The sequence below is a fragment of the Pseudomonas sp. BS3767 genome (assembly GCF_900099665.1).
In the GTDB taxonomy this organism is placed as follows: Bacteria; Pseudomonadota; Gammaproteobacteria; order Pseudomonadales; family Pseudomonadaceae; genus Aquipseudomonas; species Aquipseudomonas cerasi.
On sequence record NZ_FNCX01000001.1, the window covers coordinates 23,745 to 50,436 of the forward strand.

The following is a 26,692-nucleotide window of genomic DNA, read 5'->3' on the forward strand; positions in this document are numbered from 1 at the left end:
GCAGGGTAGAAGCGCAGTGTAACGCGTTGCGCTTCTACGGCCAGTTACAGGATGCGCGTTATTGGCCGCACCCCAGCGCCAATACCAGCCGCTCCAGCCCGATGCCAAACCCGGCACCCTCTCGATAGGCGCCGCCGCCAACTACTTGCTGCTGCGCGCCCAGGCGTGAACACCGTACCTCGAAGCCGTTGCCTTCCAGGTAGTAGCTCAGGCCCCGTTTCACGGCGGTATTGAGTTCATAGTCCAGGCCCAGCGAATCCAGAAAGCCCGTGCAGATGGCCTGGCTGCGCAGCAATGCCTGCTGCGGTGAAGGGCTGAGGATTTCCAGCCCCAGCTGGGTGAATTCGCGGTAGCGTCCGGCTTGTGGCCGCTCGTAGCGATAACAGCGTGCCACGTAGAAAAACAGTGCCTCGCGTCGCCCCTCAAGCAGCGCTTCGCTGCGTTCCTGAAACAGCGCTGTGGCTTCGGGTATCAGGCAACAGGCGCGCCCGGCCTTGTCCTCGAAGGCCCACATCTGGCCGATGATTTCGCTGCCGCCGGCTTTTTCGATAAAGGTGTCCTGGCCCCATAAGGCCGGCACTATGGCTTCCTCAGCTCCGGCTTCGATGAAGATAGCTCCGGAAACGGTTTTCTGTGTCACGCAGGGTTTCGGCTTCTGTTCCGGTCACGATGCGGGTTCCGCGTAGCATGGTCATGGGGGATGATCTCCAGTTTTTTCAGGCAATAAAAAAGGCGCCATGGGCGCCTTGGTCGGTTTCACTGATGAGTCAGAATGTGGATCTATATCTGGCCAATCGATGAGCACAAGCAACCGCAGCACCTTGAAGCGGGCTGTGGTGGTGATGTCGGTTGCTTTGGGGAAATTGATTCATGGCTGATCCTTGCATGCTTTGACGCATCGCTCAAGTCGCGGTGTTGACGGACACGGTTTATCTGAGCCGCGCCATGCTCAAGGCATCGACGAACAGGCCATCGCGCACCGCGTAGTTGCGCAGCCGGCCCTCTGTTTCGAAACCGAATTTTCGATACAGACCCTGGGCTGCTTCGTTGTCGACATACACGGTCAGTTCCACCCGGTGCAGGTTCATCCAGTTGTCTGCGATGTCCAGTGCGGTTGCCAGCAACTTCGAGCCGACGCCTTTGCTCTGCCAGGCCGATGCGACGCCCATGCCGATAGCGCCGACATGGCTTTGCCGACTGCGCGAATACTGCTCCAGGCCAATGCTGCCAATCACCTCGTTGCCATGGAGCGCGACCAGTTTCACGTGTCGCTCGGTACTGGCAGCCAGGCGTTTGCGCCATACTTCGATGGACTGATAAGGCATCTGCAGTACCTGACGGCACACCGCAGGCTCGTTATAGAGTGCAGTGACACCTTCGAGGTGAATGTCGGCCATGCGCTGGATGAGGATTTGCGGGGCAGGGGCGTGCACGTTGATTCTTTCCTTGAATTGCATATCAGGCGTTCGTTCGAAGCACTTTGGCAGCGGATCATGCTGGCCGCAAGCGGGTAAAATTGAGATCGGCGCCACCGCGACTCAAAAAGTAATGCATTTAAAACAGCCGAATTGAATGAGTGCCAGCGACACCGCCATTCTGTTCGCACTCATCAAACAAGGAATGACCCTGCCAATGACGGAGCAAAAAATTTACGGTGTTGAAGGCGAAAGCGAGGACTTTCGTGTCGCGGTTGCCAGTGCGCAGCGCACCTTCAGATTCTTCTGGCGCGAGATGTCCTGGGAGCGTCGCCGAATTGTGAAAGCGCTGGATCTGGCTGCGGTAAAGGTGTCCTTCACGACTGACTCAGCCGATCCCGACAGCCCATCGGTTGAGAACATGTGGGTCACGGATATCGATTTCGACGGCCTGACCCTCTCGGGCATTCTCATGAATGAGCCTGTGTGGGTGAGTTCGATCAGTGTCGGGGACCCTGTGTCGGTTTCCCTGGAGCGCTTGAATGACTGGGTCTATGTGTTTGGCGGTCGCGTATTCGGCGGTTTCACTATCGATGCCCTGCGGTCCGGCATGTCTGCGGCCGAGCGCATCGAGCATGACCAGACGTGGGGGTTGGACTTTGGTGAGGCGGGGACCGTTATGCTTGTTCCGGCAGCAGAGGGCAAGTCACCGGTCTGCTTCTCTCGCGCACTGGACAGTGCAGCGGATAAACGTGCCTTGAACGAGCTGGGGCGGCTTGAGCATCCGATGGGACTGAACGCACAGGGTGCCGTGGAAGAGGGCCTTCGGGGTGATCCGGGTCTGGCCACTGACTACGACGACTCGGGCTGGCAAATGATCCATCGCGAAACCCTCGCCGGTAATTGCAATTTCGTCGCTACGCTTCTGTACATGGGGGCAGATTCTGCGGCGACCAACAGCAACGGCCATGACGTACTGACGCTTGCGCGTATTGCAGGATGGCCGAGAACCATCGAGCTGTTGGAGGGGGATCGGTCGAACCTTGAAAAGCACGTACAGCGTCGCGGTTTTCCAGCCTGGCCCATTGGGCTGACGATGTCGGTCATCGGGGTGGTCGGCCTTTATTTTGCTGCCTTGAGTCAGTCGACAGGTTCTCTGATTGTCAGAAACGATAGCCTTCTCAGCACTGGGCTTTTCATTGCCCTTGTCTGGTTCCTTGGCCAGGGTCTTATTCTCTGTACAGGTCCCTGGTATTTTCGACTCCGGGAGCGCACGCCGATATGGGGCAAGGCCAGAGCGCTGGATTTGCTGGCAATGCTTATCGGAGTATTGCTCGCTTTCTTCCTGCACGATCACTTGGGCAATTACCTGCATCCCCTTTAAAACGTCCCGAGCGAAAACAGGCTATTGCTTCCATTTCTTCATAAGTGTACCGTAGTGTTCACTTATGAAGAGGGTCGCACCATGTTAGCCACTTCGCTCGTTCAGCTGTCACAGGAGCCCATCAAGCCAGGTATCGGCGCGCGTATTTTCAACGGCAAGCAGGAACTGCTGTCGGGTCGATTCGCTGGGGAGATCCGGGAGCTGCTGGAGCAGCGAGGGGTGTTGGTGTTCCCGCAGATTCATTTCTCCGATGCAGAGCAAATTGCCTTTACCCGCACGCTGGGTACGTTCTGTCCTGAACCCGGCGATGGGCAGAACATCACCCGGATCAGCCTGGATGTGAAAGAGAACCCGGCAGGCGCGGAGTTTCTAAAGGGCTCGCTCTACTGGCACATCGACGGTACGAGCAGTGATTCACCCATTCTGGCATCGTTGCTGTCTTGCAAGGTGCCCGCCACGTGGGGAGGCAACACGGGGTTCTGTAACACTTACGCGGCGTACGAGGGGTTATCCAGCGCTGATAAACATCGTTACGAAAGCTTACGAGTAATTCACGCGCCATGGGCATCGTTACTCTATTACAATCCGGAGCCTGGCCTTGCGATGCTCGAGGCCATGCAGGCCATCGGCGAGAAGGAGTTGCCGCTGGTCTGGAAGCACCGATCCGGGCGCAAGTCGCTGATTCTGGGCTGCACTGCGCAGCAGGTCGTTGGCGTCGGCCTGGCGCAAAGTGCGCGGATTCTGGTCGGCCTTCGCGAATGGGCCACGTCCGAGGCGTTCAGTTACAGCCATGTATGGCAGGTCGGTGACCTGGTGATATGGGACAACACCGGCACCATGCATCGGGCGGAAGCCTATGACCCTGAGTGCGGGCGAATGATGCACCGTACCAAATTGCAGGGCGAAGAGCCCTTCGCCTGATGCGCCGACCGCGAGAGCAGGGCGCCGCCCTGGCTTTTATACTGAGTAGCTCATTGTGAGCCACATCGTTTTGCCGGAATTGGAGAAACGAGAATGTGCAGACCTAAAGAACCCATTGCGGGTATTTTTCTGTTGTTGGTCCTGGCCGCAGGTGGTTGGGTGGCTCAGGAGCCGTTTCCTCATTTCGGGATTGATCTGCCTGCCGAGGCCTTGCTGGACGGCGATCACCCGGTCACACCTGTGCCGCCCCGATATCGCCTGCAACTCGACGAAGGCCAGTTCAGCAGCGCCTTGTTAGAGTCCGTGCCCCTGTATGCGCTGGCAGAGCAGCCTGTCAGCCCGTGAGTCGACAGTGCTGCTTCAGTGCGCAGGCCCGGGTCAACTGCCTTCGTTGATGTTGGCGAAGAAAATGCACCCGATCAAGCGGGCGAACAGGGTCAGGGTTTCCGACAGATCGGGGTCGTCAAACAGCGTCGGGCTGGAGTCCAGCGCGCACAACGCGCCATATAGTTGTCCGTCGGGAAGGTAGATCGGCACTCCGGCATAGCTCTCGATGGCGTAGCGTTTCACCACCGGCAGGTTCGCGTACCGGCCGTTCGTGCTTATCTGCGGCACGAACAGCGCTTCGGGGTTGACGCAAAACTCGTTGCAGAGCGTGGTTTCGAGTTTGAACACGTCGCCGTCGTCGATACCCAGGTCTGTCGGGTCATAGACAGAGCAGGCGATCCAGTCGGCATCGGTAAACTTGGCAATACCGGCGAAGCGCATGCCTGTCAGGCGGGTAACAAGTCGCAGCACATTGGTCGTGGCCTCGATCTCGGCAATTGCAGAGCGCTCCTCGATGGTCAATAAGCTGCTTTTTGAGGCGATCAATTCCAGACTCATGCACTTCTCCAGAATACCCAAATGTGCGTAAAGGCCCATGCTAACTGACTCGGATGGAAATGCCATCGGGGTGAACCATGCCCCAAGGGATTTATTTTCAAGCGAAATATTGACGCCAGTTTTAAAGTTTTAATCCGCGCTGCCGACATTTGTGAATTGTATAGATAGATGGCAAGGACAGGCCTCTTGCATTCCACTGATGACCAACAAAAGAGCGACTCCCTGTGATAAATACTCTGAGCAATATTTCGGTAAGGTCCAAGCTCGTGCTCGGGTTTGCTTTGGTCATCGTACTGACGGTGCTGATTGCGCTGACAGGCTGGACAGGCATTACTTCACTGAGTGAACGAAGCGAGCGGATTTCCGATATCGGCAAGCTGGGGGCGCTCACGCGAGATGTCCGCATAGCCCGATTGGCCTATTCGGTCAATTATGACGCCGAGCGCGCCAGCAACTGGCTGAAAGCACTCGAAAGTCTCGAAAATCATGTGAAGTACGCGCAGCAGGTGTTCGACTCGCCGTTGAATACACCGCTGGTCAATACTGCCGCAGATGCCTTGAAGGATTACCGCATCCACTACGACAACCTCATGCAGGCAACCGCTGCCCGTGAGGCGACCCGTTCGGTATTTGGCCAGTACGCCGATGCAGGCGCTGACGATTTGCAAAAACTGAACGCTATTGCCCGATCCGATGATGGTACTCCCGCGCAGCGCGATGCCATCGTGCAGGCGATGACGCTGTTCCAGAAAATGCGCTTCGACTTGCGTGGCTACACCTATTCGCTGAAATCGGAAAACCGTGCTCCAGCGGAAACATCGATGAACACGGTTATCGAGTTTGTCAGAAATCTGCAAGGTTTCGAGGGTCAGTCGGCGACCATCAAGCACCTTGTGGACTCTATGCTGAGCTACCAGAACACCTTGAATCAGTTCACCGCGGCGCAGGCCAGGATTGAGCAGGCTCAGGCAGGTATCACTAAAGACATCGGCATCCTGTTTGAATGCGCTGACAAACTGTCCGAGAATCAGGTCAACCTGAGAGTGGAAGATGTGAGCCAGGCCAAGATGCTGCTCTCTGTCTGGCTGATTGCAGCGTTGATCATGAGCGCCCTGGCAGCATGGGTTATTACCAACCTTATCGTAGGCCCGCTGCGTGAAACACTGAAACTGGCCGAACGTGTTGCTGACGGTGATCTGACGAACAACCAACTGGTCACCCGCAAGGATGAATTGGGTCAGTTGCAGGGCAGTATGATGCGCATGACCGGCAACCTGCGCGAGCTGATTGGTGGCCTGCGCGATGGCGTGACACAAATCGCCAGTGCCGCCGAGCAGTTGTCGGCCGTCACCGAGCAGACCAGCGCCGGCGTCAACAGTCAGAAGAACGAAACCGATCAGGTCGCCACTGCGATGCACGAAATGTCTGCGACCGTTCAGGAAGTCGCACGCAACGCAGAGCAGGCGTCACATGCTGCGGTCAACGCCTCGAAAGAAGCTCGCGAAGGCGACGGCGTAGTTTCCAAGGCTGTAGCGCAGATCGAGAAGCTCGCGACTGAAGTTACTCACTCCAAGTCCGCGATGGACGAGCTCAAGAACGAAAGCAACAAGATTGGTGGCGTACTCGATGTCATCAAGGCCGTTGCCGAGCAGACCAATCTGCTGGCCCTCAACGCTGCCATCGAAGCGGCGCGTGCGGGCGAAGCAGGCCGGGGTTTCGCGGTGGTGGCTGACGAAGTGAGAAGTCTGGCCCAGCGCACGCAGACGTCGACCGAAGAGATCGCGGCATTGATCAGCGGCCTGCATACCCGCACGGCGCAGGTAGCAACCATCCTCGACAACAGCCAGGCGCTGACTGCAAACAGTGTCGAGCTGACGCGCAACGCGGGTGTTTCCATCAATAACATGACTCAGGCGATCTCGACGATCGAGACGATGAACCATCAGATCGCCGCAGCCGCCGAAGAGCAGAGCGCCGTTGCCGAAGAGATCAATCGCAGTGTTCTGAATGTGCGAGACATCTCCGAGCAGACGGCTTCTGCGAGTGAAGAGACCGCTGCATCGAGCGTAGAGCTCGCTCGTCTGGGAGTGCATCTGCAAAGCCTGGTCAGTCGATTCCGGGTCTGACGTTCATTCCCGGTAAACCCCGGCGCGCACCATAAAGGCTGCGCGCCGGAGTCGACCCGGTGACCCTCCGGCGGTAACTTCTTACCGTCCCCAGAGCCCCGTCGCATACTCCACAAAACTTCTCAGCTTGGGCAATCGATAACGGTCCTGCACATACAGCAGGGTCGTCGGTCGTCTGGGCAAATGGTAGTCGGGGAACAGTGCAATCAGCCGGCCCTCCTGCAGGTCTCGCTGCACCAGCGCATCCGGAAGCATCACTACCCCCAGGCCTGCCCGAGCCGCCTGATAAAGAGCGGCGGAAGTGTTGGCAACCATCGAACCGCTCACGTCCACCAGCACTTCGCCTTCGGCGCCGGTCATACGCCACTGCGTACCGGCCGTGCGCCATTCGTCTCCCGCCGGATAGGCGAACGCCAGGCAGTTATGCCCGCGAAGTTCCGCTGGATGGATCGGCGTGCCGTTGCGGGCCAGATAGTCCGGCGCGGCGCAGATGGTCAAGGTGTAGTCCTGCAAGGCGCGCGCGATCAGTGGCGAAGATTCCGGAATGTTGCCCAGGCGAATGGCGACGTCAAATCCATTGTCGATCATGTCCAGACGCTGATTGGTCAGCACCAGATCGAGCTTGACCTCGGGAAAGCGCCGCGAGAATTCGACGAGCGCAGGTGCCAGCACCTCCGAGCCGAATGTCAGCGGCGCGGTGATGCGCAGTGTACCCGTGGGATCCCCCTGGGCCTGCTCGGCCAGTTGCTCGGACTGGGCCACCAACCCCAGTACTTCCAGACAACGCTCGTAATACGCGGTACCGAATTCTGTCAGACGCTGGCGACGTGTGGTGCGCTGCAACAGGCTGACGCCCAGGCGCTCCTCCAGTGCGCGCAGGTGATTGCCCACCATGGTGGTGGAAATCGAACACGCTTGCGCAGCCGCCGTCAGGCTGCCTGCTTCGACCACTTTCACGTACACCCGCATTGCCAGAAACAAATCCATTATCAATCTCAGCTTTAAAATTATTGAAGTATTTCGCTGTTTATCCATTTTAGGTGGTTAACCATACTGCAAAAACCGAAACATACCCAAGGAGCTTCACCTCATGACCGCCACCTGCCTGATGAGCACTTACCAACCTCTGGCCCTGAGTTTCACCCATGGTCTGGGCACACGTCTGTGGGACCGGAGCGGGCGCGAATACCTCGACGCCGTGGCGGGCGTGGCAGTGACCAATGTGGGGCACTCGCATCCGCTGCTGGTCGAGGCGATTCGTGATCAGGCGGGGCTGCTGTTGCACACGTCCAATCTGTACACCGTCGACTGGCAGCAGCGTCTGGCGCAGAAACTGACGGCCCTGTCGGGGCTGGACGCAGTGTTTTTCAACAATTCCGGTGCCGAGGCCAACGAGACTGCGCTCAAGCTGGCGCGCCTGCATGGCTGGCACAAGTACATCGAACGGCCTCTGGTCGTGGTCATGGAAAACGCCTTTCACGGCCGCACCCTCGGCACATTGTCGGCCAGTGACGGGCCGGCTGTGCGTCTGGGTTTCAGCACATTGCCGGGCGATTACATCAAGGTGCCATTTGGCGATCTGGTGGCGTTCGACAAGATTTGCGCGACCTATGGGCACCGGATCTGCGCCGTGCTGGTCGAGCCGATTCAAGGCGAGGGCGGCGCGCAGATGGCACCGGCCGGGTATCTCAAGGCCTTGAGAGAGCGGTGCACGCGGCGTGACTGGCTGTTGATGCTCGACGAAATCCAGACCGGTATGGGCCGTACCGGCAAGTGGTTTGCCTTTCAGCATGAGGGCATCGTTCCAGACGTCATGACCCTGGCCAAGGGGCTCGGCAACGGCATACCGATCGGTGCCTGCCTGGCGCGGGGCAGGGCGGCGCAACTGTTCACGCCCGGCAGCCACGGCAGTACCTTCGGCGGCAATCCGCTGGCCTGCCGGGTCGGCTGCACGGTGATCGATATCATCGAACAACAGGCGCTGGTGGAAAACGCCGCACTGCAAGGCCGGCAATTGCTGGACGGGCTGCGCAATGCGCTAGGAGCTCACCCGAACGTGCTGGACGTTCGTGGCCAGGGTTTGATGATCGGTATCGAATTGCGCCAGGCCATACCTGAACTGACACGCATTGCAGCCGAGGAACATGGCCTGCTGATCAATGTCACTCGGGGCAAAATCGTTCGCCTGTTGCCGCCCTTGGTGCTGGACGCCGCTGAAGTGGCGCAGATTGTCCAACGCCTGACGGCAAGCCTGGACAGCGCCTGTGATCGGTCGTTTGCACGCTCTGCCTGACGCAACGGATTAAGGAAAAGGATTACATCGGGCTGTACCGGGATGACCCATATGCGGTAGAACAGACCAGCATCGTGTCGGTCTGTACGCGATGGCTACCCAATGGATTTGAAAGGAGCCCACCATGTTAATCCGGTCCCTGACCCTCGCCACCCTGCTTGTCGCTGCCGGTACAGCGCTTGCTGCCGACAGCGACGGCCCTTTGGCACAGGAGCGCGGCAAGTCGCGTCCCTTGATCATCATCGCACCCAGCCCGGCTGATCCGGCGCTGGGTCACCTCAAGGACGCGCTGAAGGAACCTGCCAATCATAAAGATTTCACGGAGCGCAATATGGTGCTGTTCACGGTGGTGAATACTATCGGCGAACGTGACGGCAAAAGCATGGACCCGCAGTCGACCATGGCCTTGATTCGTGAATTGAAGCTGGGCGCAGGCGTCGGTACCAAGGTCATTCTGGTGGGCAAGGACGGCGAGAAAAAGATCGATAAAACTATCGGGAAGTCAGAATCCATAGACCTCAAAGAGATCTTTGCCACCATCGACCAGATGCCGATGCGCGAGCAGGAAGCCGTGGCGCCTGCTCCAGAGCCGCCAGCCAAGCCCGCGCCTGTCGAAAAACCGGGCAAACCGGTCAAGGGCGGGGCGCCCGGCAAGACGCTGGACGACTGAGTGAACGGCGTAGCGCGCGGCAATCGCGCGCTGCGCCTGACGCGCTGCTCAGGTCATTCGCCGCGAATGTACTGCTCGAGCTGCTTGATAAGACTCGCCTGTTCTGCAATGGCTTCCTTCACCAGGTCACCGATGGACAGCAGGCCCAGCAACTGCCCGCCTTCAACGACTGGCAGGTGGCGCAGATGGCTGTCGGTCATGATGCCCATGCACGCCTCGACGCTGCGCTGCGAGTCGACAGTAATCACTTTGCTGCTCATGATGTCCCTCACTGGTGTACCCACCGACGAGCGCCCCTTGAGGACCACCTTGCGCGCGTAGTCGCGCTCACTGATGACGCCCACCACTTCGTTGCCCTCGACCACCGGCAGCGCACCGATGTTCTTTTCAGCCATTAACCTGAGTGCGTCGAGCACCATCTGATCCGGGCCAATGGTATGCACTTGCTGGTTCTGCAGGTCTTTCAATTTCAGTAGCTGGGCGACAGTTTTCATGGGGCTCTCCGCGATCGGGACCTGGCTGGCTGTAGTGCATTGCCGGAACCACTACAGAATCATCCAGCGCGCAGCATCGAGCAAGCAGTAAATAAAGATCACGGGAATAGGAGGAATCAATTATCCACGCCCTCAATGTGCCGCTAATTCGCCTGCCAGACGCGCCTTTAGCTTCATAGCCAAGTAGAATCAATTGTTTCACCGGGCGGTCGAGGTAACAGCGTTGGATGTACAGCAGGGCTTTATCCTGAGTCGGCATTGGCAAGACACGCCCGCCGGGACCGAGGTCGACTTCTGGTTGGCCACCGATCAGGGTCCGCGCCATATCCGTCTGCCTTGCCAGCCTTCTGTCGCCTTTATTCCTGCCGAGCAGGGTGAGCGCGCCCGATCGTTATTGCGCACCGAACGTGGCGTAGAGCTGCGCCCGCTGGAACTCTGTGATTTCCGTCATCGCCCGGTGCTGGGTGTGTATTGTCAGCAGCACCGCCAGTTGATGAACATCGAAAAGCTGCTGCGCAGAGGCAACGTGGACGTCTACGAAGCGGACATTCGCCCGCCCGAGCGCTACCTGATGGAGCGCTTTATCACTGCGCCTGTGCAGTTTGGCGGCACGCTGGATGCCGATGGCGTGCTTTGTGACGCGCAGATCAGGCCATCGCCCGATTACCGTCCCAACCTGAAACTGGTCTCACTGGATATCGAAACCACGGCACGCGGCGAGCTGTATTCGATTGCACTGGAGGGCTGTGGGCAACGCCAGGTCTACATGCTGGGGCCGGCCAATGGTGGCGACGAGGCGCTGGATTTTCAGCTCGACTATTGCGATACCCGCGCGCAGTTGCTGGAACGTCTCAACGACTGGCTGGCGCTGCACGACCCTGACGCGATTATCGGCTGGAACGTCATCCAGTTCGATTTGCGCGTGCTGCATGAGCATGCCCAGCGCCTGCAAGTGCCGTTAAGGCTCGGACGTGGCGGTGAAGCGATGGGCTGGCGTGAGCATGGCAGCCGCAACAACCATTTTTTTGCCGAGGTGAGCGGGCGGCTGATTATCGACGGCATCGAGGCATTGCGCTCGGCGACCTGGAGTTTTCCGTCATTCAGTCTTGAATACGTCGCGCAGACCCTGCTGGGCGAGGGCAAGGCCATCGACACGCCTTATCAGCGCATGGATGAAATCAACCGCATGTTCGCCGAGGACAAGCCGGCGCTGGCGCGTTACAACATCAAGGACTGCGAACTGGTCACGCGCATCTTTGCCAAGACGCAACTGCTGACCTTTCTGCTTGAGCGCGCCACGGTCACCGGTCTGCCTGCCGACCGCAGCGGCGGTTCTGTTGCCGCTTTCTGCCATTTGTATATCCCGCTGATGCATCGTCAGGGTTTCGTTGCGCCCAACCTGGGCGAGCGCCTGCCGGAGGCCAGCCCTGGCGGTTTTGTCATGGATTCCCAGCCAGGGCTGTACGAGTCGGTGCTGGTGCTGGACTACAAAAGCCTTTACCCGTCGATCATTCGTACCTTTCTGATTGATCCGGTGGGCTTGATCGAAGGCCTGCGGCATCCGGCGGACAGCGAGTCGGTGCCAGGCTTTCGCGGTGCGCGCTTTTCACGCACACGTCACAGCCTGCCAGCCATCGTCGAGCGAGTGTGGCAGGGGCGGGAAGCCGCCAAGCGCGAGCAGAACGCGCCCTTGTCCCAGGCGCTGAAAATCATCATGAATGCCTTCTACGGTGTGTTGGGTTCGAGCGGCTGCCGCTTTTTCGATCCGCGCCTGGCTTCATCGATCACCCTGCGCGGGCATGAAATCATGCTCAAGACCCGCGACCTCATTCAGGCGCAGGGCTACACCGTGATCTATGGCGATACCGACTCGACCTTTGTCTGGCTGGGCCGCCCTCACGGACAGGAAGAGGCGGCGAGCATCGGCAAGGCGCTGGTGCAGCAGGTCAACCAGTGGTGGCGCGAGCACTTGCACGCCGAGTACGGTTTGCACAGCGCCCTTGAGCTGCAATACGAAACGCATTTTCGGCGCTTCCTGATGCCCACCGTGCGCGGTGCGGAGGAGGGCAGCAAGAAGCGCTATGCCGGTCTGGTGACCCGCGCTGACGGGTCCGAAGAGATGGTCTACAAGGGCCTCGAAACCGTACGCACCGACTGGTCGCCACTGGCTCAGCAGTTTCAGCAGGAACTGTACCTGCGGATCTTCAAGCGTCAGCCGTATCAGGATTACGTGCGTGACTATGTGCAGCGCACCCTGTCAGGCGAGCTGGATGACCTGTTGATCTACCGCAAGCGCCTGCGTCGCAAGCTCGATGACTACCAGCGTAATGTGCCGCCCCATGTACGCGCCGCGCGGCTGGCCGACGAATACAACGACCAGCAGGGGCGACCGCGTCAGTATCAAAGTGGCGGCTGGATCAGCTACGTAATGACCACCGCCGGGCCGGAGCCGCTGGAAATTCGCCACGCCCCGATCGACTACGATCACTACGTGACTCGTCAGTTGCAACCGCTGGCAGATGCCATCCTGCCGTTCGTTGACGACGATTTCAGCACCCTGATCGGTGGGCAGTTGGGGCTGTTTTAACGCGAAACCAGCTGCTCGGCGAGCCACGGCAATACCTGCTCGCAGGACGCCTGGATTTTCATTTCAAGCAATTCATCGGCCCGGGTCTTGCCATGGTTGATGGCGATGACCGGCTTGCCCTGTTCGGCCATCGCCTTGCACAGGCGGAATGCCGACCAGGCCATCAGTGACGTGCCGACCACCAGCAGACCTTCAGCCTCTTCGACACTCTGCATTGCTTTGGCAGCGGTCTGCGCGGCGACGTTTTCACCGAAGAACACGACGTCCGGCTTGAGCCTGTCGCCTTCACAGTGCGGGCAGAGAGGCACCTTGAAGCTGGACTCGAAAGCCGGGTCGAGCAGGGTGTCGCCGTCCGGCGCCTGTGTCGCGTGGACGCCGATCAGATAAGGGTTTTGCTCCAGCATCTGCTCTTGAATGGTTGCCCGGTCGCTGCGCTGCTGGCAATCCAGGCACAGCACCCGGTGCAGGCTGCCGTGCAGTTCGATGACGTCCCGGCTTCCGGCCTGCGTGTGCAGTGCATCGACATTCTGGGTGATCAGTCCTGTGATAGCGTTTTCAGCCTGCAGAGCAGCCAGACCTCGATGCGCGGCATTGGCCTGTGCCGCGCGGATCCGCGGCCAGCCGAGCATCGCGCGTGCCCAGTAGCGCTGGCGCGCTGCGGGGTTGCCGAGAAATTCCTGATACATCATCGGCTGCTTGCCGCGCCGCACGCCGTCCTTGTCGCGGTAGTCCGGTATGCCGGATGCGGTGCTGATGCCTGCGCCGGTTACCACCAGAAACGGTTTGTCGGCCATCGCCTGGCATAGCGTGTCGAGCAGATGTCGAGTTGGGCTGTCGAGCATGTTTGAACCTCGGGTGGCTCTTGCGACTGGTCACCTTATCATCTGGCGTGCAGGCAGCGTCGCGGCTGCCACAGCTGTGAGCCGCCGACGCAGAGGTTGGTTCAATCGCTGGTTTCTGGAAGAAGGCCCGGCGGCGGACCGCTACGCCGAGTGCTCCGCTTGGGCATGGCTTTCCGGACGCTCTGCGTCCGATCCTGAGGATGCCTTTGCCTCTCGCTCTCAATCCTTCAGCGCAATTTTCTTGCCGCGTCTGGCGGCGATGTCGCTGGCCTGGCCGTCACGCTGCTTGCCGGTGCGAGCCTGGGTGATGAGGGCCGGAATCAGCGGGCCTTCCGGCAGGTTTTTCCAGAAGCGCGAAGGGAAGTGGCCTTCCATGACCTTGGGGTTCAGGCGCGCAGGGTTGAAGATGTGGCTGTAGTAGGTCAGCCACAGTTCACCATGCGGATCTTCCACCTGCCTGGCCATGGTCTGCCAGGCAGGCGGGCAGCGTCGCTCATGAATCAATTGCTGGCCGTCGTAATACACGCCGTCCTGAGGCGTGGCGATCATCCAGCGGTGCTGACCCATGCGGCCGATGAAATGCTCGCTGGCACTGAGCAGAATATCGTGGGCCGGTTCGTGCCAGGCCACGTACTGCGGGCGCATCAGGGCTTCGTCGTCAGCCACGGACGGCAGCGCGACAAATCGCAGGAACGCATGCAGATGATGGGCCTCGCGCCTTACCGATTTCAGGCGACGATGCAATTCACTGCCGAGCTTGTCGCCGGCCATCATCGCTGTGCGGTCGCCGTGAGTCACGCGCCACAGCACTTCGTACAGCAGGCTCCAGCGCTGATCGCCCCGGTAACGCGACGCGCTTTCCAGCAACTGCACCAGCTCCAGCGGAACCCTTGCCTGAAAAGGCCCGGCCTCCCTGGGATACTCTTCTTCGCTGCCGAACAGGTCGGCGGCATCCGGCGACTTCCAGCTGACCTGGCTGGGATCGATTTCATGGCTCAACAGCCAGCGAGCCTGTTGCCGCCAGGTATCGAACAGGTCGTCGCAGTCGAGGCAGATCATCCCCACAGCCCCATTTGCTGAGGCTGAGGCCGGTCGCGCAGCTGGTGATGCAGGAACTCGCTGGTGGTTTCCGCATGCGGCGGATGGTAATCACTGGTAATGATGAACGGCTTGGCCTTGGCCAGTATGCAGCGCATGCGGGTCAGGTCTTCATAGCGGATGCGACGCTGTCTGCGCAGCTCGACCAGCCGCTGCGTAGTGCGAATGCCAATACCCGGCACCCTGGCGATCAGTGCCGGGTCGGCCTGGTTCAGGTCCAGCGGGAAAACCTGCCGGTTGCCCAGAGCCCAGGCCAGTTTGGGGTCAATGTCCAGCGCCAGATCACCGGGACCGTCGAGCAGTTCACCGGCAGTGAAGCCATATCCGCGCAGCAGAAAATCAGCCTGATACAGGCGATGCTCGCGCATCAGCGGCGGTGCCGCCAGGGGAACGCTGTTGGGGCTGTTGGGTATCGGGCTGAACGCAGAGTAGTAGACCCGGCGCAGCTTGAAGTTGCTGTACAGCGACTGCGCGCTGTGCAGGATGGTGCTGTCGTCGGTGGCATCGGCACCGACAATCATCTGCGTGCTCTGCCCGGCAGGCGCAAAGCGCGGCGAGCGAGGCTCGTTGCGCACCGTCTGCTCGCCGGTGTAGATCGTCTGCATGGCTTGCTTGATCGAGGCGACGTCTTTTTCCGGGGCGAGGGTCTGCAGGCTCAGGTCGGTCGGCAGTTCGATGTTGACGCTGAGACGGTCGGCATAGCGGCCGGCCTTTTCGATCAGCGCCGGATCGGCGTCAGGGATGGTTTTGAGGTGGATGTAGCCGCGAAACTCATGTACCTCGCGCAACAGCCGGGCAACTTCGACCAGTTGCTCCATGGTGTAGTCCGCAGAGCGAATGATCCCGGAACTCAAAAACAGCCCGCTCACGCAATTGCGGCGATAGAAGTCCAGCGTCAGGGTGACCACTTCTTCGGGACTGAAGCGCGCACGTGGCACATCGCTGGAGCGGCGGTTGACGCAGTACTGGCAGTCGTAAAGACAGAAGTTGGTCAGCAGGATTTTCAACAGCGACACGCAACGCCCATCTGGCGTGTAGCTGTGGCAGATGCCCATGCCATTGGTAGAGCCGAGCCCGGACTTGTCCTGCGAGCTGCGCTTGGGTGCTCCACTGCTGGCGCACGACGCATCGTACTTGGCGGCGTCTGCCAGAATGCTGAGCTTGTCGATAAGCTGCATGAAGTGTCCCTTGACTGTTTGTATATACAGTATAGGGGCGCACGCGGTGTCACAAGTACCGCACGGCGGAGTTCTGCGAGGCGATGCCGGATCGGATTCACGCAGGCTTTGATCTGCATGAGTGGAAAGCAAGGTGCCAGCATGAATGTTATTTAATAACACATACGTGTTTGGTATGTAATACTGTAACAAATAGTTGCAGGTTACTTTTACTTGAAAAATTCTTCTGACGCTTCGACAGCAAGCGCTTCGATAGCAGGCTCCGTGATGGCCCAGTCGGCCTGGAAGCGGGTCCTGTTTTCCCTGGCGATACTGATATTGCTCTGGCTGGCGATTGGCTGGTCGGTGGCAGTTCCATGAGTGCCGCCATCGCTCTGGAAAACCTCACCGTGGCGTACGAGCGCCGCCCTGCAGTGCACCACATCAGCGGGCGCTTCGAAGCAGGTAGTCTGACGGCTATTGTCGGGCCCAACGGCGCGGGTAAATCGACGCTGATCAAAGCCATCGCCGGCACCATGAAGCCTGCTCAGGGACGCGTCGATCGGGGGCGTCTGGCAACCCGCACGATTGGCTATCTGCCGCAGGCTGCGGAAATCGATCGCAGCTTTCCGTTGAGCGTCGCCGATACGGTGTCGATGGGCGCCTGGCACAGCATCGGCCCGTTTCGCAGTCTGACTCGCAATCATGCGCGTCTGACCGGCGAGGCGCTGATGACCGTCGGCCTCGAGGGGTTTGAAGGGCGTAGCGTTGGCTCGCTGTCGTCGGGTCAGTTTCAGCGGGTGCTGTTCGCCCGACTGTTGTTGCAGGACGCCTCGGTGATCCTCCTGGATGAACCGTTCACCGCCATCGACGCGCGCACCACGCGTGATCTATTACAGCTGGTTCGCGCCTGGCACGGGCAGGGGCGTACGGTGATTGCCGTACTGCACGATATCGAACAGGTTCGTCAGCACTTTCCGCAAACCTTGCTGATGGCTCGCGAAGCCATCGCCTGGGGCGAGACAGCCCAGGTGCTCAGCGTTGCCAACCTGCGCAAGGCGCGCAACATGGCCGAGTACTGGAGCCCGGATGCCTTGCTGTGTGATGCCGAGGACGACGACGCATGATGCTCTATAGCCTGGTGGTCGAGCCTTTTATCGAATTCGGTTTCATGCGCCGTGCACTGGTGGCGTGTTTGGCACTGGGCATCGGCTCGGGGCCGGTCGGCGTGCTGTTGATGTTGCGGCGCATGAGCCTGGTGGGCGATGCGATGAGCCATGCGGTGCTGCCGGGCGCAGCGGTGGGCTTTATGGTCGCCGGGCTGTCGTTGCCGGCAATGGGCTTCGGCGGCCTGATCGCTGGGCTGGCAGTGGCTTTGCTGTCCGGTCTGGTGAGTCGACTGACCTCGCTACGCGAAGACGCCAGCTTTGCCAGCTTCTATCTGACCTCGCTGGCCGCCGGGGTGCTGATTGTCTCGCTGCACGGTTCCAGCGTCGATCTGCTGCATGTGCTGTTCGGCACCATTCTGGCCATCGATGACACCGCTATTTACATGGTCGGCAGCATTGCCTCCTTCACCCTGATTCTGCTGGCGATCATCTATCGCCCCCTGGTACTGGAGTGCTTCGATCCGGGCTTTCTGCGTGCGGTCGGCGGGCGCGGCTCGCTGTACCACGTTCTGTTTCTGCTGCTGGTGGTGCTCAACCTGGTCGCAGGCTTTCAGGCGCTGGGCACCTTGATGGCCGTGGGCATGATGATGCTGCCGGCAACCGCGGCACGTTTCTGGACCCACTCGCTGAGTGGCCTGATGGTGATTTCGACGCTGCTGGCGACCTTGTCCGGGCTGATCGGGCTGATCGTTTCCTACCACCTTGGCGTCGCCTCGGGGCCGGCCATCGTGCTGACGGCCAGTGCGTTCTACGGCATCTCCCTGTTGTTCGGGCGCACGGGCATCGTGCGTCGGCTGTTCCCCAAACCTCACCTGGCTCACTGAAAAAGGTACGTCATGAAACGATTGATGATGTTGAGTTCCCTGGCTGCACTGGCGCTGTCGGCATTCGCCAGCCTGGCCCAGGCCAAACCGCTGGAAGCCGTTGCCTCGTTCACAGTCATTGCCGACATGGTCAGTACGGTCGGCGGTGACCGTGTGCACGTCAAATCGCTGATCGGTCCGAACGGCGATCCACACGTTTACGAGCCCACACCGAGTGACGCCCAGGCGCTGAAAAATGCCGATCTTGTATTTGTCAGCGGCCTGCATCTTGAGGGCTGGATGGATCGTCTCATCAAGGCTTCAGGTTACAAGGGGCAGCCGGTGGTACTGTCCGAGGGCATCAAGACCCGCAGCATGGATGAGGACGGCAAGCGCATTGTCGACCCGCATGCCTGGAACAGCGCGGCCAATGGCGTGATTTATGTACGCAACATCATCGCAGCGCTGAAGAAAGCCGATCCGGAAGGGGCCAGCGTGTATCAGGCCAATGGTGATCGCTACATCGTCGAGTTGCAGCAGCTGGATAGCTATGCACGTGATCAGATCCGTTCGATTCCGGCTGCCAGACGCAAGATCCTCACCTCTCATGACGCGTTCGGCTACTTCGGCGATGCCTACGGGGTGAACTTCCTGTCGCCGCTGGGCTTGTCTACCGAATCTGAGGCGTCGGCCGCCGATGTTTCGAAACTGATCCGTCAGATCAAGACCGAACATGTCAGTGCCTACTTCTTCGAAAACTCCAGCGACCCGCGTCTGGTCAAGCAGATAGCCGAAGCCAGTGGCGCTCAACCAGGGGGTGAACTGTACGTGGAATCCCTGTCGCCAGCCGACGGCCCGGCGTCAACCTACGCGAAGATGTTCCGTTACAACGTCGATACCCTGACTGCGGCAATGAAGCGCAATCAGTGAGCCTGAACTGCCCGGCGCCCTGATTGCAGGCGCCGGGCAGCTCAACGCTTCAGTCGTTGAGGAATTTGAACACAGTGGTCTGGGTGTACGCCTTGCCAGGATCCAGTCGGGTGCTGGGGAATTTCGGCTGGTTGGGCGCATCGGGGTAATGCTGCGTTTCCAGAGTAAAGGCGCCCCAGTGCGGGTAGACCTTGCCAGCCTTGCCGTGAATGCTGCCATCCAGGAAGTTACCGGTGTACAGCTGCACGCCGGGCTCTGTGGTGAACAGCTGCAGTCGGCGGCCTGATTGCGGGTCGCTGACCTCGGCGGCCAGTTTCTTCACGTCACCCTTGGTGTCGAGCACCCAGTTGAAATCAAACCCGCCTTGCTTGGGTTCGGCGTATTTCAACTGTTGATGATCATCCTTGATGTGTTTGCCGAACGCGGTGGGCTTGAGGAAGTCCATGGGCGTGCCGGCGACAGCAGGCAGTTCTCCGGTCGGGATCAGCTTGTCGTTGACCGGGGTGTAGTGCGAGGCGTGAAGGGTGGCGACCTGTTTGAGCACATCACCACTGCCCGCGCCGGCCAGATTGAAATAACTATGGTTGGTCAGGTTCAGCACCGTCGGTTTGTCGGTGGTAGCGCGGTAGTCGATCTTCAGCTCGTTTTTTTCATTCAGGCTGTAGGTCACTTCAGTCAGCAGGGCTCCTGGAAAACCCATCTCGCCGTCCGGCGACAGGTAGGTCAGCTTCACGCCAACCGAATCACCGGTCCTGGTTTCTTCTGCCTTCCACAAGCGCTTGTCAAAACCCTGCGTGCCGCCGTGCAGCGCGTTGGTCTTGTCGTTGAGCGGGACCTGATAGGTTTTGCCATCCAGACTGAATTTGCCGCCTGCCAGGCGGTTGCCGAAGCGGCCGATGGTCGCGCCGAAATAAACCGTACCGTTGTTCTGATAGCCCTGAGCATCGTCGAAACCCAGGACGATGTCTTCGACCTTTCCGGCCTTGTCAGGTACCAGCAGCGATTGCAGCGTCGCGCCGTAGGTGATGATGCTGGCCTGCACGCCGTGACTGTTGCGCAGGGTGTATTTTTCGACGGCAGAGCCGTCGGGCAGTTGGCCGAACGCGCTGTGTTCGCTGGAGAGTGCGGCGGCCTGTGCGGTCAGGGTGCTGATCATCAAGGACAGTCCAAGGGTGCTGAGGAGCGCATGTTTTTTCATCTGATCTGCCTGCTTTTATTGTTATTGGTAAGACTATTTGATCGGATTCAAGCCGATGCATGGATGTATAGCCTATAAAATGAAGCTTGAAAAATAAATTGTAATACTATTTAGTAGTGCCATCGTCGCTGAAGGCTTGTGACTCACCTTAGCCGATCTGCCGTTTTTTTTGCCATGCAGCCTGAAATCCGTGCAACGGGTCAGCGCAGGCAGAGGTTGGACAAGACAGCGACACAAACATCCAAAAGTGCCTTTACAACAATAACAAAGGACATTTTTCATGAACTGGCTGCCCGTTTCCGAGCACCGTTTCAAGCTGGCCGAAGGCTCCTTCTGGGATGCCGAGGAGCAGGCTTTGTACTGGGTCGACATTTCCGGGTTCCTGGCGTGTCGGCTGGTCGCCGGGCAGATCCGCCAATGGCGCATGCCGGAGCCGGTTTCTGCATTTATTCCGACCGAGCAGGGTGATGCACTGGTGACACTGGCCAGCGGCGTTTATCGCCTGGACCTGGACTCCGACAAGACTTCTTTAGTGCCGTTCTGCGTGGCAGACCCCACACCTGGCAATCGCGCCAACGAAGCGCGGTGCGATGCGCGCGGCCACCTTTGGCTTGGCAGCATGCAGAACAACATCGATGCCGAGGGCGGCGACGTGCCTCTGGTGCGTCGTTCAGGCGGGTTGTTCCGCGTTGAACCTGATGCTCGCGTGACCCGTTTGCTGGACGGGCAGGGCATCGTCAACACCCTGTTGTGGAATGACGAGGGTAGCGTGCTGTACAGCGCCGATACGCTGGACGACGTCATTTATCACTATCCGGTGCTCGCAGACGGTGCTTTGGGGCCACGCAAGGTATGGGCTGCAAAACACGATCGAGGCTCACCCGACGGCTCGGCGATGGATGCCGAAGGGTATGTCTGGAATGCGCGCTGGGGTGGCAATTGCCTGATCCGTTTTGCCCCGGATGGCAGTGTTGACCGGGTTGTGGAGCTGCCGGTCAGCCATCCCACCAGTTGTGTATTCGGCGGTCCTGACCTGGAAACGTTGTACGTCACCAGTGCCGCACCTGCCGATGCACAGGGTCGTTTCGATGGCGCGCTGCTGATGGCGCAGATCGGCGTCAAGGGCACGCCGTGTCAGCGTTTCGCGGGTTGATAAGCGTATCGCGCCGCCGTCTTTTTTGACGGCAGCGTGATGGTAGATGCAAGGGTGACATTCGGTTACATAGCGGTCACCCGTTATATGGTATGACTATTTGACCGGTTTCGGACGCATTCGCGTTCTCGACCGCCACCTCGCTGAACGTTGTAGCTATTCAATAAAAATAAGGAGCTAGCTATGTTGAGTCGTCACGGGATTCGTTCCCTGTGCTGTGTCGCCGTCACTACCGCCATTCTGGGCATGAGTGGCATCACCTCCGCTGCCGAAGAAGTCAAAATCGGCTTTTTGGTCAAGCAGGCTGAAGAACCGTGGTTCCAGGCCGAATGGGCGGGTGCCGAAAAAGCTGGCAAGGAGCATGGCTTTACCGTCATCAAGATTGCCGTGCCAGATGGTGAAAAGACCCTGACCGCTATCGATAACCTCGCCGCCAACGGTGCCAAGGGCTTCGTGATCTGCCCGCCTGACGTGTCGCTCGGCCCTGCGATTGTGGCCAAGGCCAAAGCGCTGGGATTGAAAGTCATGGCCGTGGATGATCGCTTTGTCGACGCCAAGGGTAACTTCATGGAGGACGTGCCTTACCTGGGCATGGCTGCCTTTGAAGTAGGCCAGAAGCAGGGCGTCGAAATGGCCAAGGAAGCGAAAAGTCGCAAGTGGGACGAGGATGGCTGGAAAGGCACCTACGCGATCATCAACACTTATAACGAGCTGGATACCGGCAAGAAACGCACGGATGGTTCGGTGAAGTCACTTGAGGAAGCCGGCCTGCCGAAGGACCATATTGTCTTCACCGCACAGAAAACCCTCGATGTGCCAGGCAGCATGGACGCCACCAACTCGGCGCTGCCAAAACTTCCAGGCGATGCCAAAAGGCTGATCATCGGCGGTATGAACGACAACACCGTATTGGGTGGGGTACGTGCGACTTCTACCAATGGCTTTGAAGCGGATAACGTGATCGGGATCGGTATCAACGGCACCGATGCGATCGACGAACTTAAGAAGAAAAAAAGCGGCTTCTTTGGCTCTATGTTGCCGAACCCTGGCAAAGAGGGTTACGACACCGCGTTGCATGTTTACGAGTGGGCCACCAAGGGCACCGAACCACCCAAGTACACCGCTCTGGACGACGTGACACTGATCAAGCGCACCAACTTCCAGGAAATACTGACCGAGCGTGGTCTGTGGAAGTGAGCTGAACGAGGGGCCTGATGTTCAGGCCCCTCACACGTGCGAGGAGATTGGTTCATGCAACAGGCTATCGAGCAATACGCCGCAGGCGGTGCCTTGCGCTTCAACGGCATCGGCAAGGTCTTCCCCGGCGTCAAGGCGCTTTCGGACATCAGTTTCGAAGCGCGCCCCGGCAGCGTCCATGCATTGATGGGTGAAAACGGTGCCGGTAAATCCACGCTGCTGAAAATTCTCGGCGGCTCTTATCAGCCCAACAGCGGTGCCTTGCAGATCGGCGAGCAGAGCTATCAGTTCAAGTCCACCGCCGAGAGCATCGCGGCTGGCGTGGCGGTGATTCACCAGGAGCTGCATCTGGTGCCGGAAATGACCGTTGCCGAGAACCTGCTGCTCGGGCACATGCCCAATCGCTTCGGTCTGATCAATCGCGGTGCGATGTACCGCCGGGCCAGCGAGCTGCTCAAGGGCCTGGCTGACGAGATAGACCCACGCACACGTCTGGGCGATCTTTCGCTGGGGCAGCGGCAATTGGTCGAGATCGCCAAGGCCATGTCGCGCAATGCCCACGTCATTGCCTTCGACGAGCCCACCAGCAGCCTGTCGGCGCGCGAGATCGACCGACTGATGGCGATCATCGTGCGCCTGCGCGACGAGGGCCGAGTGATTCTTTACGTGTCGCATCGCATGGAAGAAATCTTCCGTGTCTGTGATGCGGTGACGGTGTTCAAGGACGGCCGTTTTGTAAAAACCTTCGAACAGATGGCTGATCTTGATCACGACCGACTGGTGACCTGTATGGTCGGGCGCGATATCCAGAACATCTACAACTACCGTCCGCGTCAGCATCAGGGGCCAAGTCTGCGCGTCACCGGCCTGCTGGGGCCGGGCCTGCATGAGCCGGTCACCTTTGCCGTGCAGAAGGGCGAAGTATTGGGCTTTTTCGGCCTGGTCGGCGCCGGGCGTACCGAGCTGTTCCGGCTGCTCTCGGGGCTTACCCGCAGCTCTGCAGGCAGCCTGCAACTGGACGGCAAACCGCTGACACTCAAGTCACCGCGTGATGCCATCGAGGCCGGAATTCTGCTCTGCCCGGAGGACCGCAAGAAAGAAGGCATCGTGCCGCTGTCCAGCGTCGCGGAGAACATCAACATCGGTGCGCGCCCCCGGCACGTGAACCTCGGTTGCCTGATTCAGGGCAGTTGGGAGCGTGACAACGCACGCAGCCAGATCAAGTCGATGAACGTCAAGACGCCATCGCCCGAGCAGCAGATCATGTACCTCTCTGGCGGCAATCAACAGAAAGCGATTCTTGGTCGCTGGCTGTCGATGCCCATGAAAGTCCTGCTGCTGGACGAGCCGACTCGCGGGATCGACGTCGGGGCCAAGTCCGAGATTTACGAGATCATCCACAACCTGGCCGCAGACGGTATCGCGGTGATTGTGGTCTCCAGCGATCTGATGGAAGTGATGGGCATTTCAGACCGCATTCTGGTGATGAGCGAAGGCGCAATCACCGGTGAACTCAATCGCGACGAGGCTGACGAGTCGCGACTTCTGCAATTGGCTCTGCCTCGCACGCGCGGCTGACAATCGGTCCCTGACCATGAACAATAAAAAAGAGGTGCGTATGTCTACCGAATCCAGCCTGCAGGCTCCCCGTCAGGGCATGAACCTGCGTCGTTTCGCCGATGACTGGGTGATGCTCCTGGCTGCCGTGGGAATCTTCATTTTGTGTGCCGTGTTCATCGACAACTTCATGTCGCCGCTCAACATGCGGGGTCTGGGCCTGGCGATTTCCACAGTGGGCATCGCTGCCTGCACCATGCTCTTCTGCCTGGCGTCCGGGCACTTCGACCTTTCGGTCGGCTCGGTGCTGGCCTGTTCCGGGGTGATCGCCAGTATCGTCATCCGCGACACCGACAGTGTGTTTCTGGGCGTCTCGGCAGCTCTGGCGCTCGGACTGGTGGTGGGCCTGATCAACGGCATCGTGATTGCCAAGCTGCGCATCAACGCCCTGATCACGACCCTGGCAACGATGCAGATCGTGCGCGGCCTGGCGTATATTTTCTCCAACGGCAAGGCTGTCGGCGTTTCCAACGAGGATTTCTTCATCTTTGGCAATGGCCAGGTGTACGGCGTGCCGGTACCGATTCTGATCACCATCGCCTGCTTCATATTCTTCGGCTGGCTGCTCAATTACACCACTTACGGGCGCAACACCATGGCCATCGGCGGCAATCAGGAAGCTGCGCTGCTGGCGGGTGTACACGTAGACCGTACCAAGATCATCATCTTCGCCGTCCACGGTCTGGTGGGGGCACTGGCAGGCGTGGTGCTGGCCTCGCGCATGACCTCGGGTCAGCCGATGATCGGGCAGGGCTTCGAGCTGACGATCATTTCTGCCTGCGTACTGGGCGGGGTTTCGCTGAGCGGCGGCATCGGCATGATCCGGCATGTGATCGCCGGGGTGCTGATTCTGGCGATTATCGAAAATGCGATGAACCTCAAGAACATCGACACCTTCTACCAGTACGTGATTCGCGGCACGATCCTGTTGCTGGCGGTGATCATCGACCGGATGAAGCGTCGCTAAATTGTCCGGGCGCTGGTTCTCATGAATCAGCGTCCCGGTCATACCGGATTCAGTCCCGTACTGCGCTTCATCAACCGCCCAAAGTGTAACTACCGCGGTAGTTGAAATAGCAAACCGCCCGTGCGTGCGGTCTGAATCCATTCTTTCCGCGTTTCAGCGAGAATGCGGCGCCAGCGCCGAGCTGCCCAGCCGGGTCAGTCCGTAAAGCGCTGCACCGACCGCCAGCATGATGCCTGCTCGCAGCCAGGTTTCCGGACCTTGCTGAGTGAGCAGCAACAGGCACGAAAGAATGCCCAGCAGCGGAATAACCCAGTGGACCTGAAAGTGCCCGGCTTCGACCTTGTCGCGCTTGAGTACCAGCACGGCGATGTTCACGCTGAGAAATACGAAGAGCAGTAACAGCACGACTGTTTCGGCGAGGATGGTCAGGGTGCTGGTGAAGGACAGGGCAATGGCCACCAGCGTGGTCGCCAGAATTGCCAGCCCCGGCGTGCGGCGCTTGGGCAGCACCGAACCCATCACTGCAGGTAACAGTCCTTCGCGGGCCATGCCGAAGGTCAGTCGGCTGGCCATGATCATGGTCAGCAGCGCGCCGTTGGCCACCGCAATCAGCGCAATGACCGCAAACCAGGGCGCAGGTATGCCGAGCCCCGAGGCACTCACTACGTCCATCAGTGGTGCTTGGGAATCCTTGAGTTGCTCGACCGGCAGGACCATCGCTGCGCCCACGCCAACCAGCATGTACACCGCGCCGGCAGCCAGCAGTGCACCGAACAGGGCGCGTGGATAGACCTTGCGCACATCCTTGATCTCTTCGGCAAGATTGGCCGAAGTTTCAAACCCTACGAACGAATAGAACGCCAGCAATGAGGCACCGAGAATCGCTGTGGCGGGGGATGCGCTGTCCAGTTCAAACACGCGTTGCGGCACGCCTTGCCCTTGACTGACGAACCACACTGCCGCAGCGATGACCATCAGCAAGCCGCTCAGCTCGATGACTGTCATGACCAGATTGGCTGAAAGCGATTCCTTGATACCGCGTGCGTTGAGCAGGCCGACGATGACCAGAAATGCTACACAGACCCACTGCGCAGGCCAGTCGAGCAGCGCCTGAAAGTAGTCGCCGGCAAACGCCACGGCCAGCCCGGCAGCGCTGGTAACGCCAGCCGCGACCATGGAGAAGCCGACCAGAAACGAGAGCAGCGGCTTGCCGAACGCTTTTTCGGCGTACACCGCGGCACCGCCCGCACGCGGGTATTTGGTCACCAGTTCGGCGTAGGACGCTGCGGTCAGCAAGGCAAAGCACAGGGCAATCAGCAAGGGCGCCCAGATGGCTCCGCCGACGCGTCCGGCTATCGTGCCTGCCAATGCATAGACGCCAGCACCCAGCACGTCGCCGAGGATGAACAGGGTCAACATGGGCGCGGTGATCGCCCGGCGCAGTGATGAGGTGTCGGGAGTGGCCATGGTGGAAAATTCCTTTTCATTGACGCTACACAAGGCTAAAGGCCAAAGAGGGTAAGCGTTGGTCTGTTCATTGGCTCGTTCGAGCGTAGACCGTCAGCGACGCTGCTTTCTACAGTACGCAAGCAAGCGTCATTCAGGATCTGGCAGCGACAGCAGTCGTTACAGGCATGAAAAAGTGATCCTGATAACGGAGGTAAATTCAAACCGATGGACATCAAGCCTGACCGGCGGCGGTTTCAGTTCCACAGCGCGCAATAAAGTGGAGCATTCGGTTTGCAGGCTGTCTCAACCTTGCACTTGAGCCGATCGACAGAGGATA

Annotated in this window: 23 protein-coding genes and 2 pseudogenes; 15 read left to right on the forward strand and 10 right to left on the reverse strand. The window is 59.4% G+C overall.

Translation table 11 applies throughout. The features are described 5' to 3' along the window. Positions 1-58: 58 nt before the first annotated feature. Together BLR16_RS00100 and BLR16_RS00105 are read right to left on the reverse strand one after the other, a co-directional pair. Positions 59-640, reverse strand: coding sequence for an ATP phosphoribosyltransferase regulatory subunit (locus tag BLR16_RS00100; protein ID WP_032609613.1), 582 nt, complete (start codon positions 638-640; stop codon positions 59-61). A gap of 289 nt (positions 641-929) precedes the next feature. Further along, complete coding sequence (locus tag BLR16_RS00105; RefSeq protein ID WP_025990900.1) at positions 930-1,433, reverse strand: GNAT family N-acetyltransferase; 504 nt, start codon at positions 1,431-1,433, stop codon at positions 930-932. A 199-nt stretch (positions 1,434-1,632) separates the two neighbouring features. On the opposite strand from BLR16_RS00105, the gene BLR16_RS00110 reads away from it, so the two are divergent. From BLR16_RS00110 to BLR16_RS00120, 3 genes are all read left to right on the forward strand, one after another. Then, positions 1,633-2,799, forward strand: a complete 1,167-nt coding sequence (locus BLR16_RS00110) for a YegJ family protein (RefSeq protein ID WP_232917453.1) — start codon at positions 1,633-1,635, stop codon at positions 2,797-2,799. Between the two features lie 81 nt (positions 2,800-2,880). Further along, a complete protein-coding gene (locus tag BLR16_RS00115; RefSeq protein ID WP_054081535.1) occupies positions 2,881-3,720 on the forward strand; it encodes a TauD/TfdA dioxygenase family protein in 840 nt (279 codons plus the stop codon). A 93-nt stretch (positions 3,721-3,813) separates the two neighbouring features. Then, complete coding sequence (locus BLR16_RS00120; protein WP_003434260.1) at positions 3,814-4,065, forward strand: hypothetical protein; 252 nt, start codon at positions 3,814-3,816, stop codon at positions 4,063-4,065. A 33-nt stretch (positions 4,066-4,098) separates the two neighbouring features. On the opposite strand, the gene BLR16_RS00125 is transcribed toward BLR16_RS00120, so the two are convergent. Further along, on the reverse strand, positions 4,099-4,605 hold the full coding sequence (locus BLR16_RS00125) for a GAF domain-containing protein (RefSeq protein ID WP_003434258.1): 507 nt from the start codon (positions 4,603-4,605) through the stop codon (positions 4,099-4,101). A 224-nt stretch (positions 4,606-4,829) separates the two neighbouring features. Between BLR16_RS00125 and BLR16_RS29115 the strand changes: the two are divergent. Further along, a pseudogene (locus BLR16_RS29115) lies at positions 4,830-5,876 on the forward strand (methyl-accepting chemotaxis protein); the annotation flags it as partial. Positions 5,877-6,131: 255 nt separating this feature from the next. Next, a pseudogene (locus tag BLR16_RS29120) lies at positions 6,132-6,731 on the forward strand (methyl-accepting chemotaxis protein); the annotation flags it as partial. 81 nt (positions 6,732-6,812) lie between these two features. Here the strand turns inward: BLR16_RS29120 and BLR16_RS00135 are convergent. Beyond that, positions 6,813-7,718, reverse strand: coding sequence for a LysR family transcriptional regulator (locus BLR16_RS00135; RefSeq protein ID WP_003369133.1), 906 nt, complete (start codon positions 7,716-7,718; stop codon positions 6,813-6,815). 103 nt (positions 7,719-7,821) lie between these two features. Between BLR16_RS00135 and BLR16_RS00140 the strand changes: the two genes are divergently transcribed. After that, positions 7,822-9,024 carry an aspartate aminotransferase family protein gene (locus BLR16_RS00140; protein ID WP_065349963.1) on the forward strand — a complete coding sequence of 401 codons (1,203 nt, stop codon included), beginning with the start codon at positions 7,822-7,824 and terminating at the stop codon, positions 9,022-9,024. Positions 9,025-9,148: 124 nt separating this feature from the next. Further along, on the forward strand, positions 9,149-9,694 hold the full coding sequence (locus tag BLR16_RS00145; RefSeq protein ID WP_044309587.1) for a DUF4174 domain-containing protein: 546 nt from the start codon (positions 9,149-9,151) through the stop codon (positions 9,692-9,694). 53 nt (positions 9,695-9,747) lie between these two features. Here BLR16_RS00145 and BLR16_RS00150 read toward each other — a convergent pair whose 3' ends face one another. Beyond that, positions 9,748-10,188 carry a CBS domain-containing protein gene (locus BLR16_RS00150; protein ID WP_003369137.1) on the reverse strand — a complete coding sequence of 147 codons (441 nt, stop codon included), beginning with the start codon at positions 10,186-10,188 and terminating at the stop codon, positions 9,748-9,750. A gap of 223 nt (positions 10,189-10,411) precedes the next feature. On the opposite strand from BLR16_RS00150, the gene BLR16_RS00155 reads away from it, so the two are divergent. Further along, entirely contained in the window at positions 10,412-12,775 is a 2,364-nt protein-coding gene (locus BLR16_RS00155; protein ID WP_003434247.1) for a DNA polymerase II, read from the forward strand. Here the strand turns inward: BLR16_RS00155 and BLR16_RS00160 are convergent. The 3 genes from BLR16_RS00160 to BLR16_RS00170 all read right to left on the reverse strand — a co-directional run bounded on the left by BLR16_RS00160 (position 12,772) and on the right by BLR16_RS00170 (position 15,893). Next, on the reverse strand, positions 12,772-13,617 hold the full coding sequence (locus BLR16_RS00160; RefSeq protein ID WP_003434245.1) for an NAD-dependent protein deacetylase: 846 nt from the start codon (positions 13,615-13,617) through the stop codon (positions 12,772-12,774). The genes BLR16_RS00155 and BLR16_RS00160 overlap by 4 nt on opposite strands. A gap of 219 nt (positions 13,618-13,836) precedes the next feature. Continuing rightward, positions 13,837-14,676 carry a TIGR03915 family putative DNA repair protein gene (locus tag BLR16_RS00165; RefSeq protein WP_003369140.1) on the reverse strand — a complete coding sequence of 280 codons (840 nt, stop codon included), beginning with the start codon at positions 14,674-14,676 and terminating at the stop codon, positions 13,837-13,839. Further along, entirely contained in the window at positions 14,673-15,893 is a 1,221-nt protein-coding gene (locus BLR16_RS00170) for a putative DNA modification/repair radical SAM protein (RefSeq protein WP_003434243.1), read from the reverse strand. The genes BLR16_RS00165 and BLR16_RS00170 overlap by 4 nt, the downstream gene beginning before the upstream one ends. A gap of 356 nt (positions 15,894-16,249) precedes the next feature. Here BLR16_RS00170 and aztA point away from each other — a divergent pair, with 356 nt between their 5' ends. The 3 genes from aztA to BLR16_RS00185 are packed head-to-tail and all read left to right on the forward strand — an operon-like array spanning position 16,250 to position 18,774. Then, a complete protein-coding gene (gene aztA, locus BLR16_RS00175) occupies positions 16,250-16,999 on the forward strand; it encodes a zinc ABC transporter ATP-binding protein AztA (RefSeq protein ID WP_003369147.1) in 750 nt (249 codons plus the stop codon). Then, positions 16,996-17,865, forward strand: a complete 870-nt coding sequence (locus BLR16_RS00180; RefSeq protein WP_003410031.1) for a metal ABC transporter permease — start codon at positions 16,996-16,998, stop codon at positions 17,863-17,865. Before aztA ends, BLR16_RS00180 begins: the two co-directional genes overlap by 4 nt. 12 nt (positions 17,866-17,877) lie before the next feature. Next, a complete protein-coding gene (locus BLR16_RS00185; protein ID WP_054081516.1) occupies positions 17,878-18,774 on the forward strand; it encodes a metal ABC transporter substrate-binding protein in 897 nt (298 codons plus the stop codon). Between the two features lie 49 nt (positions 18,775-18,823). Here the strand turns inward: BLR16_RS00185 and BLR16_RS00190 are convergent, their stop codons facing one another. Then, entirely contained in the window at positions 18,824-19,972 is a 1,149-nt protein-coding gene (locus BLR16_RS00190; protein WP_074807496.1) for an aldose epimerase family protein, read from the reverse strand. Positions 19,973-20,252: 280 nt separating this feature from the next. Between BLR16_RS00190 and BLR16_RS00195 the strand changes: the two genes are divergently transcribed. The 4 genes from BLR16_RS00195 to araH all read left to right on the forward strand — a co-directional run bounded on the left by BLR16_RS00195 (position 20,253) and on the right by araH (position 24,906). Further along, entirely contained in the window at positions 20,253-21,125 is an 873-nt protein-coding gene (locus tag BLR16_RS00195; protein WP_060707687.1) for an SMP-30/gluconolactonase/LRE family protein, read from the forward strand. A 183-nt stretch (positions 21,126-21,308) separates the two neighbouring features. Further along, positions 21,309-22,322 carry a substrate-binding domain-containing protein gene (locus BLR16_RS00200; protein WP_058416144.1) on the forward strand — a complete coding sequence of 338 codons (1,014 nt, stop codon included), beginning with the start codon at positions 21,309-21,311 and terminating at the stop codon, positions 22,320-22,322. A gap of 54 nt (positions 22,323-22,376) precedes the next feature. Next, positions 22,377-23,900 (forward strand): L-arabinose ABC transporter ATP-binding protein AraG, encoded by a 1,524-nt coding sequence (gene araG, locus BLR16_RS00205; RefSeq protein ID WP_058416145.1) that lies wholly within the window; start codon positions 22,377-22,379, stop codon positions 23,898-23,900. Between the two features lie 40 nt (positions 23,901-23,940). Beyond that, positions 23,941-24,906: an L-arabinose ABC transporter permease AraH gene (araH, locus tag BLR16_RS00210; RefSeq protein WP_003369163.1), complete on the forward strand. Its 966-nt coding sequence runs from the start codon at positions 23,941-23,943 to the stop codon at positions 24,904-24,906. Between the two features lie 153 nt (positions 24,907-25,059). On the opposite strand, the gene BLR16_RS00215 is transcribed toward araH, so the two are convergent. Further along, a complete protein-coding gene (locus tag BLR16_RS00215) occupies positions 25,060-26,373 on the reverse strand; it encodes an APC family permease (protein WP_003369165.1) in 1,314 nt (437 codons plus the stop codon). Positions 26,374-26,692: the final 319 nt, after the last annotated feature.